7 protein-coding genes and 1 pseudogene are annotated in these 9,386 nt (G+C 56.8%); 5 read left to right on the forward strand and 3 right to left on the reverse strand.

The annotated features are described in order from the left end of the window. Nucleotides 1–268: MmgE/PrpD family protein (locus tag BLV07_RS47220; protein WP_143035741.1), on the reverse strand; the 268-nt coding region annotated here is incomplete at its 3' end. Between the two features lie 342 nt (nucleotides 269–610). After that, nucleotides 611–847, reverse strand: a complete 237-nt coding sequence (locus tag BLV07_RS47225) for a hypothetical protein (protein ID WP_143035742.1) — start codon at nucleotides 845–847, stop codon at nucleotides 611–613. Between the two features lie 1,289 nt (nucleotides 848–2,136). On the opposite strand from BLV07_RS47225, the gene BLV07_RS45120 reads away from it, so the two are divergent. The 3 genes from BLV07_RS45120 (at nucleotide 2,137) to BLV07_RS45130 (ending at nucleotide 6,910) form a co-directional block, all read left to right on the forward strand. Then, a complete protein-coding gene (locus BLV07_RS45120; RefSeq protein WP_091899058.1) occupies nucleotides 2,137–3,792 on the forward strand; it encodes an MFS transporter in 1,656 nt (551 codons plus the stop codon). Nucleotides 3,793–4,361: 569 nt separating this feature from the next. Then, nucleotides 4,362–5,552: a M20 family metallopeptidase gene (locus BLV07_RS45125; RefSeq protein WP_091899059.1), complete on the forward strand. Its 1,191-nt coding sequence runs from the start codon at nucleotides 4,362–4,364 to the stop codon at nucleotides 5,550–5,552. A gap of 188 nt (nucleotides 5,553–5,740) precedes the next feature. After that, complete coding sequence (locus tag BLV07_RS45130) at nucleotides 5,741–6,910, forward strand: M24 family metallopeptidase (protein WP_091899056.1); 1,170 nt, start codon at nucleotides 5,741–5,743, stop codon at nucleotides 6,908–6,910. A gap of 513 nt (nucleotides 6,911–7,423) precedes the next feature. Here the strand turns inward: BLV07_RS45130 and BLV07_RS45135 are convergent. Next, nucleotides 7,424–7,900 (reverse strand): Lrp/AsnC family transcriptional regulator, encoded by a 477-nt coding sequence (locus BLV07_RS45135; RefSeq protein ID WP_091899057.1) that lies wholly within the window; start codon nucleotides 7,898–7,900, stop codon nucleotides 7,424–7,426. Nucleotides 7,901–8,163: 263 nt separating this feature from the next. On the opposite strand from BLV07_RS45135, the pseudogene BLV07_RS45140 reads away from it, so the two are divergent. Together BLV07_RS45140 and BLV07_RS45145 are read left to right on the forward strand one after the other, a co-directional pair. Continuing rightward, nucleotides 8,164–8,924: pseudogene (locus BLV07_RS45140) on the forward strand (IS256 family transposase); the annotation flags it as partial. A 206-nt stretch (nucleotides 8,925–9,130) separates the two neighbouring features. Further along, the coding region (locus tag BLV07_RS45145; protein ID WP_143035743.1) for a helix-turn-helix domain-containing protein at nucleotides 9,131–9,386 on the forward strand (256 nt) is incomplete at its 3' end.

A 9,386-nucleotide genomic window follows, 5' to 3' on the forward strand; every position in this document is an offset into this window, starting at 1 on the left:
AATCGAGAGCGTTCGCCGTCTGTGCTCCATAGTAAGCAGCGTCGAGCAATCCAAGTCTGGCTGAGACTCCGGGAACGGCTACAGAACCCTGACCGCTCCTGCAGAGAACCTTTAACAGGGTTTTCGAAGGGACTAAATCGGCGCCGCCTACCATGCAGGAAATTGAATCAGCCAAACACAACTTGGCCTTACCGATCACTTCCGAAGGCAGCGATTCATACCTGAGCGACGACACCCATCGCGCCAATCTCTCGGTCGTTTTTGTCATGAAGTAAGCCTCTTAGCAGCCGATCGGATGTAGTGCGTGTTGGAATGGCCGGATAGACCCTCCCCGAATTGAATAAGCTCTCAGGTCCAAAAGGGATCACTTTCGCAATTCACGAGCGGCGATGGAGTTCGATATTGCATGCTCTGCTCACTGTTATAGCTTTCAATAAAATGGAAGGCCGGGTGGAAGCTTGCGAAGTAGCGCGAGTAGCGCGGAAACTCAGCGTTTTTCTTGAGTACTACGCAGGATTCGAAACACAACGGTCACAGGACAACCCTCGCCGGCTCAGCACAGGGGCGCCGGGCTTAGACTTTGTGCGTACTTCGCTGTTCGACGCGCAGATCAGCCAGGTGCTTCTTCGAAACTCACCTCGGTCTTTACCGTACTCTGGACCGTGCTTTTTACATTGCCGCCCATAGAAAGCGATTTCCGCGCAGCTGATGAGGATCGAACCAACTTGCGGTCACTGAAACGTTTGATGAACTTGAGCAACGCCAGGGTCAGGCGATTGGAAAACACGTTCCACCTGCGGCCGATTTGAGCGTCAAAATGGCAACGCGGCCGCGGATTTTCGCCCACAAATCTGTCCCTGAATCGATTTCCAATCTCAAGCCTGTCCACAGGGCGCATTCCCTCTCGCATCTCACTCCCAGCCGCTATGGGAGGCCTTTGTCTCGGATATCACTTTTGGCAAGGCCTGGTGCCTGACCCCTTTCTTCACGAAAGCCTTTCTTCACAAAGCCTGCCGATCTGCACCTTCGCGGCGGCGATCCTTTTTCGTGCGCTTGGCGACATCATCGAATGCATGCATTGCCGAAGCCGGCTTCGCCCTCAACGCGTCGACAGTTCCACCGCGTCTACTACGCGCTCAACCGTCTGAAGGGTTGGGCTAAGAGAGCGCTCGATCCCCTCAGACGGGAGGCGGCCGTTACCACCACTCCTCAAATGCCACGCCAGCGGCTTCGTTCAATCCCCGACTGTAAACAGGCCTTAGCATAGGCGAATGCGTCGAGGCTTGTATTGAAATTTCGTCGGGCTCGCCTGTCCTCAATCGCGCCGGCCAGCATGGTCCAAACTTCGACGAGTGTGAGGCACTGAGCACAGGCTCGCTTGCTCTTGTCACCAAGGCCCGCCAAAGCCGCGTTCGACATCCGCCGACATCACCGGCAATTCAGCAAGGACTGTTGTGAGTGCAAAAGCCTCGCGAAATTGAAGCAATCAGCCAGCTTCGTGGAATGATGATCCCTTTGTATGTTCGTCACCTAATCTTTTGGATTTCTGACGAGCAGCGTTGGCTGCGTCGCTATTGCTCCAGCCTAGCGCGGCACATGAGTCCAGAGTCAGACGTGGCCTTAGCGGAAGGATGAAGTTGCCCAAAGAGCAGCACGTGCAGAATTTCGTCAGTATCAGGGAAAATCTAGCGAAATGCTGACGCGTACTCGGGTTAGCGTATTCGAAACGCTTAGTCAGTCCGCTGTCCTATTTCTGCGCTACTTGCGCCAGCTCGGAGACGGTTAATTCGACATGATTGTGCTAGGTCTTCGCCGAAACGCCGAGCTTGGTGACAGGGCGGACGCTGTCGAAATATTCAACCTAGCAGCTCGCAAGAACGCGCAGGCCTTCCTCAAACAGAACCGCGCCATCTCCGAGCAAGGTCAACATTGTCTAGCTCACTGGCGATCTCCAAACCGCTGCCGGAAAAATTATCGATACGTTCTCGTCCGTGTCCTCAAAAACCGAAAGCTCCGGTGGGTCTCTGACCGGTCCAACAGATCACGATCGGAGCAGCTTAGGTTGGCTATTAAGATTGATAGGCCTTCGCGGGAAAGACGAAAGGCCGGGACTTGCAGACCGAGGGGCTGAGAAAAATGAACGCAGTGAGGCCCGTAGACGCGGACGCAATGTCCCTAAGCGCGTTCTCGCCGCTTAGGAATGCGACCTTTCGTTCGATCTGGCTTGCCACGCAGGTTTCCAGCTTTGGCTCTCTCATGCAGACCGTTGCCATCGGCTGGCTGATGGCCACGATCTCGACTTCCGATCTGATGGTGGCGCTTGTTCAAGCGTCATCGACGCTGCCATCATTCATTCTATCGGTCTTCGCCGGAGCCATCGCCGACAATTTCAATCGTCGCAAGGTCATGCTTGCCGCTCAGTATCTGATGACGATTGCATCTGCGATGCTTACCGCTCTTGTAGCGCTAGGCTTTATCGATCCATGGGTTATTCTTGGCTTCAGCTTTCTAGTCGGCTGTGGCGCTGCGTTCAACAATCCCGCGTGGCAGGCTTCGGTTGGTGACATGATAGATAGGCGTGACCTTCCTGCTGCCATCACGCTTCTCTCTATCGGATTCAACACTATCCGAAGCATAGGACCAGCACTAGGCGGCGTCATCGTTGCTTGGTTCGGGCCTCTGATCACTTTCGCTCTGAACACGTTGAGCTGTTTGGTGCCGCTTGGCGCTATATGGCATTGCGAGTGGAAAGTCCGCTCCTCGCCTCTCCCGCGCGAGTCAATCACCGGGGCGATCTATGACGGCGTGCGATTCACCGCGATGTCGTCAGAAATCAAGTCAGCGATCGCACGGGGAACCGCGTTTGGTTTAGCGAGTATCTCCATAGTTGCGCTGCTCCCCCTCGTTGTTCGCGATCAGTTAACGCGAGGGCCGATGGCATACGGCGCTTTGATGGCCGGTTTCGGAACTGGCGCCGTTTTGGTCGGTATCTCCAACGGCCTCCTCCGACAAATCCTATCTCAGGAACGGCTAATAACACTTTCATGTGTCGCCTGTGCCGCATGCTGCTTGTCCCTGGCTCTGACTTCTACGCTCGCAGTAGCAGCAGTCGCACTTGCCCTGGGCGGTGCGGGCTGGGTCGTGGCCTGGTCAGCGCTTGGCGTGAGTGTACAATTGGCCAGTCCGCGGTGGATCGTTGGTCGCACGTTGTCGATTTATTATGCCTTGACGTATGGTGGGATCGCGGCCGGCAGTTGGGTATGGGGCGCAGTCGCTCAGATGTACTCTCTGACTTGGGCCCTTGAGGTCTCCGCTGGAGCTCTGTTGCTAGTCGCTGCGATCGGTTTCTTGTTTCCTGTTCGCGAATGTCGAGATTCAGACCTCGATCCGTTGGGAGGATTTGATGCGCCAGCAGTCGCCCTGGATCTGAGGCCGAGAAGCGGTCCTATCGTCATCAAGATTGAATATTTTATACCCGAGGAAGATGTCGAGACTTTCCTGAAGCTCATGCGCGAACGGCGTCGTGTGCAGACCCGCGTCGGTGCTCGACATTGGACCCTCCTGCGCAACCTTCAATCGCCTTCACAATGGAAAGAGACATTCCGCACTCCAACCTGGACAGACTACCTTCGCCTAAACCACCGCCTCACGACAGCGGATAAGGAGCTATACGAGCGTGTTATCGAATTGCACTCTGGAAAGCGTCCACCTCGGCTCGAACTGTCCATTGAGCGACCGACAGGCCCGGCTGGCAAGCCCGATCAATTGACCCCCTTTGTCTCGCATCCTTGATTATCCAAGGTGTCGATCCATTCGCCCGCCGGGGGCGCGTGCACAGGCGCCTTCGATTTCCTGATCGCCCTATTCCGAAAACTACGCATCAGCATCATTGAGGCTTTGAGAACTGCGATCAGCGATGCGATTTATTGGCAGTGTCTGCATTCCGACTAATTGGACACTGCGGCCATCTCAGCAACCATAATAGAGAGTCCCGTCATGCTGATATAAATGCGCAGATCACTTCAGGCATCTCGATGAGGATAGAGCGCGGACAGCCGATAGGAGTGGCAATTTTCGACGCAGTCAACGTCTTTGGCCGAAGCGGCGATTGTCTTGGTGCTGATCGGACTGGTATGCTAACAGTGCCGCTGCCTCCTAAGCTATCTTGCTGCCGAGGAGCTTAGAGGCTAGTCACGCTGCGGCAGTCTGATCCAGATTGCGAAAGGGCCTTCCGCAATCGTGCACCTCGGGCTAACATCCTGCAGCATTCCTGCGTCCCGGCGGCGCAGGTCGATGCTTTCCCTCAGTCTCAATCTGCTACCTAAGACTTGGGCGTTGAGTCGACACAGCGGCGCGAGAAAATGAAAATAATTGCGAACAATTTGCTTTCGGAGGCTGAGCAGAAGGCCGTCGTCGAGATGCGCCATGCGATGCATCGCGAGCCGGAGCTTTCCAACAATGAATGGAAAACTCAGCAACGGATCCGTGAAACTCTGGAACGCTTTGGATTGACAGGCGCGAAGACGTTTCACAAGACCGGGCTTTATGTCGATATCGAGGGGTTGGCCCCGGGGCCGCGGCGCTCTGTCGCTGTGCGCGGCGATATCGATGCGCTACCCATTGAGGAAACACGCGACGACCTGTCTTACCGGTCTCAGGTCCAGGGTTTGATGCACGCCTGCGGCCACGATATGCACGCCTCAATCGCGATGGGCGCCGCGCTCGCATTCCATAGAATGCGCGAAAAGTTTTCCGGTAAGCTTCGTGTGTTCTTCCAGCCTGCCGAGGAGGCCGAGCCGCTCGGAGGGCGCTCGGTGGCGGACGGCGGCTTGCTCAGCGGTTTCGACGCTGCCATCGGCTTCCACGTCAAAACGGACTTGCCGGCCGGGATGTACGGCGCGCGCGCAGGTGCGGTGACCAAGTCAGCCGATCAATTTGCGCTCAAGCTCATCGGAACAATGGCTCACGGCGCCAAACCGCATGCCGGGGTGGATGCGATCGCAATGGCGGGGGCGTTTATCAACGAAGTCCAAAAGGTGGTATCGCGAGAAATGCCATTCGACGATGGCGCGATCATCACAATCGGGACGATCTCCGGCGGCGAGGCTACGAACATCATTTGTCCTTCCGTCACAATGACCGGGACGATCAGAACGAGCAGTGCCGAACGGAGAACGCTTCTGGTTCAGCGCGTTCGAGAAATAGCCGAAGGCGTGGCCGGCATGCATCGAGGAAGGGCAGAGTTTTCCCACAGGCTGGGCGAGCCGCCCGTCGTCAACGATGCTACGATGGTCGAGCGATTTCGGCGACTTGTCCTCGAGGCGGTGGGCAACGACAAGTTTTCCGACAAGAAGTCCCCGACAGCCGGCGGCGGCAGCGATGATTTCGGCTTCTATTCCTCCTGCGTGCCTTCGATCTACTTCTGGTTCGGGAGCGAGGAGCCTGGCAATGAGTCGGGCGTGCATACGCCGACCTTCGGAGCATCGGACGACCTTCTTGTTCCGACCGCCGAATTGACGGTTCGGTACTGTCTGGAGATGCTGAGTTCGTAACGACGTCGACGTTCAGCCTCCGCCACAAACATAGCCTGGCGGCATGGTGAGCGGATCACGTCGCGAGAATTCATTTTCTTATTGTCGCCGATCGCGGGCTTGCCGCACACATCTTTGATATGCGCGTATTGGTCTGGACGACAAATAGAACCGACGAAGCCTGTACTTCACGCAAAGGAGCTGAAGCGATGACTATGCCAAAAGCCTCACAAGCGTTTCCCCGCTCTGAATATCTGCGAAGACTGACTGCCGCAAAATTGGAGATGCAGCGGCGCGATGTTGAAGTTCTGGTGATCACGACCCCAGCCAACATTACTTATCTTTCGGGATACACGTCCAAGTCCGGATATGTGCCCCAAGGTGTGGTCGTTTCGTTGGAGGACGAAGAGCCGACCTTCATCACACGCCGTATGGATGGACCGGCAGCAATCCATCAGACGTTTCTGGAGCGAAGCCATGTGATCGGCTACCCGGAAGCGCTTATCGCTAATCCTGACCGCGACGGATATGATGCGATAATCGACTTCATTCTGGATAAAAGTCCGGGCCATAAAACCATTGGCATTGAAGCGAAGTTCTTGCCTGCTTCGACGGTGGAGAAGTTCAAGTCACGATCGCCAGGGACGAAGATTGCCGATTGTACCAACGCGGTTAGCTGGATTCGAGGCGTGAAGTCGGATCTTGAGATTGCAATGATGCGTGAAGCCGCGGCCATTTCCGACGCCGGAATGCTCAGAGCAACGGAAGTTATTCGGCCGGGAGTGCGTGAGGCCGATGCATCCGCGGAGATCATCGCCACGCTGGTACGCGGGGCCAACGGTAAGCCCGGCACTGACATTTCAAGTTTCTTTCTGTGTGCGACGCCGCGCACATCGACATGTCACATTCGCTGGGCCGAGGACGTGTTCCAACCGAGGTCACAGATCAACCTGGAATTCAGCGGTGTGCGCCACGGCTACACTTCCCCGCTGATGCGCACAATGTCAATCGGCAAACCCTCAGACTATATCCGCCGCCTGCATGAAGGCGAAGTCGCTGGTTTGGAAGTGGCACTTGCCGCCGCCAAGACAGGGAGGACCTGTAGCGATGTCGCAGTAGCGTTCAACACCACTTTGAAAAAGCATGGTTTTGAGAAAGAGTCGCGGTGCGGCTACGCCGTGGGCATCGATTGGACAGAACCGACTGCCAGCTTGAAGGAAGGTGACATGACCATCCTGAAGCCAAACATGACTTTTCACCTCATGCTTGGAAACTGGATCGATGAAGACGTCGGCTATGTGATCAGCGAAACCTTTCGCGTTACCGATACTGGCGGCGAACCGTTCACGAAATTGCCGCGCGAGCTGTTTGAGATTTGATTTCTTGCGCTACGAGCCTGCAGGCACGGCGATCCGAACCTGCAGGCCTCAAATCGAATCGCGCACCGCAAATAACGGGCACATCCGGCGGCACCGCATGGGAATTCCACGTCCCGTTTGCTCCCCGTAGCGCCGGTCAAAAAACGACGACAGCCCATCTGCGATCGGTTATCGACCGCGGCTTCTAATTTTCTGAACAATCCGAGAAGTTGCATAAATCTGCTCTCGTCTCCCACTGGTGGATAATTGATAGCAAGTGCGCCCAATCAGTCGAAATCCATCGTAGGTGTGTCGATGTGCGGTGAATTTGAGCGCTAAAAACTCTTGCGGCATGTACGGACATCAGGCGCAAACTTGACGTTGCGGGCCACTACGGCGAAGCGATGGGTTTCATCAATGTTCGCCTGATATGGAGACTATAGCCGAACTCCAATCCCAATTGATGCAATGAAGGGCCTGAAGGAAAACGAAAAGCGCATGAATCTGCACAGGGGGAAACTGTATCAGCGCTCGTCACTCCTCGGATGGCGCCTCGATTGGAATCGCAAAGCCAGCCTTTACCCGGTCCATTATGACCATTGTCTTGAACCCCTTGATATCCGAGTTCTCATAGAAGAAGCGTCGGGTGAATTGCTCATATTCTTCCATGGTGCTCGCCGTGACGTACAGGACGAAGTCGGCGTCGCCTGTGACGTAAAAACCATTGACAACTTCAACTGACGATTTGATCGCCTTCTTGAACTTGTCGATGATATCGGAACGCTCCCTTTCCAAAGTCACCAGGACAAGCATTTGAATTGGCCTTCCAACGGCCCTTGGTGAAACGATGGAGACATCAGCCTCGATGATGCCGTCTGAACGGAGCCTCTTCAGTCGTCTTTGACACGCGGTGGGAGACAAGCCGGCCAGTTCGCCAATCACCTCAGAAGTTAGCCGGTTATTCTTCTGCACAATCTCGAGGATGCGGGCGTCTATTCGGTCGTATTGCATAACTGTCTCTCCGGCTTGAGGTGAATTTCATCGCGAAATGCCAAGCCGATGCAAATACATACAAGCGAGCGCATAGGCGTTGCAATGGTATTCCAAAGCCATTCGTGGGTCTTTCCCAACTGATGGTGTAGCTCGGTAGAGCAAAGCCGCCTGCACGCGCGCCCCCAAACAGCGCCGTAGCGGGCGGGCGGCTTTGCGGTGGTCATCGATGATTCGCCGGTAGGGTCGAGTTGCTGACACCAACCTGATTCGAGGAACCACCGATGACCGACGAGATGATGAACCTCCGCACGCTTGTGGAGAAGTCCCTGATGCGGATCTGTTGCGCGAGATGATCGGCTTCGCCGCCCCGCGGCTGATGGAGCTGGAGGTCGAAAGCCAGACAGGGGCGGCCTACAGCGAGAAGAATCCCGACCGTCTGGCCCAACCCAACGGCTACCGCGACCGGGTCTGGGAGACCCGCGCCGGCACCGTCGAACTGCTTCTTCCCAAGCTGCGCAAGGGCTCCTACTTCCCGGGCTTCCTGGAGCCGCGCCGCATGGCCGAGAAGGCGCTCACCGCCGTGGTCCAGAAAGCCTATGTGCAAGGCGTCTCGACCCGTTCGGTGGACGATCTGGTGCAGGCGATGGGGATGAGCGGCATCTCCAAGAGCCAGGTGAGCCGGCTCTGCGGCGAGATCGACGACAAGGTGAAGGCGTTTCTCGGCCGCCCGATCGAGGGCGACTGGCCCTATCTGTGGATCGACGCCACCTACGTGAAGGTGCGCCAGAATGGCCGCATCGTCTCCGTCGCCGTGATTGTCGCGGTCGGCGTCAACAGCGACGGCCGGCGCGAGGTGCTCGGCGTGGATATTGGTCCCTCCGAAGCCGAGACGTTCTGGACGGCATTCCTGCGCAAGCTCGCCCGCCGCGGCCTGCGCGGCGTCAAGCTGGTCGTCTCCGATGCCCACGAGGGCATCAAGGCCGCCATCAGCAAGGTGCTCAACGCCACCTGGCAGTGCTGTCGCGTGCACTTCATGCGCAACGTGCCGATTCCGAGATGATGGTGCGCAGCGTACCGAGTTGATGGCGCGCAGGGTTCCGAAATGATCGCGCGCAGCATTCCAAGCATTGTCCGCGCAGCATTCCGATTTGATCGCGCGCAGTTTCGGATGGTGTGAGGCCCGATCGTTGGGCCATTTCTCCGGCTGGAAGCAGCTGGGAGGATTGGATGCCGACGAGGAGGGTTATCATGCGCCAGGTGCGCGAGATTATGAGGCTGAGCCTTGAGGCTGGGCTCTCGACGCGCGTGGTTGGCGAGCGCGTCGGCATCGGGCCGACGACGGTACGTGACACACTGAAGCGGTTTGGGCGCGCGGGTCTGGTATGGCCAGTCCCGGAAGCGATAAGCGACGCCGAGCTGGAGCAACTGCTGTACGGGGTGCCCGGCGTGAAGCCGGGTCGCCGCAAGGTGGCAGAGCCTGACTGGCCCGTCATTGCCCGCGAGC

It is taken from the genome of Bradyrhizobium sp. Rc2d (genome assembly GCF_900099855.1).
In the GTDB taxonomy this organism is placed as follows: Bacteria; Pseudomonadota; Alphaproteobacteria; order Rhizobiales; family Xanthobacteraceae; genus Bradyrhizobium.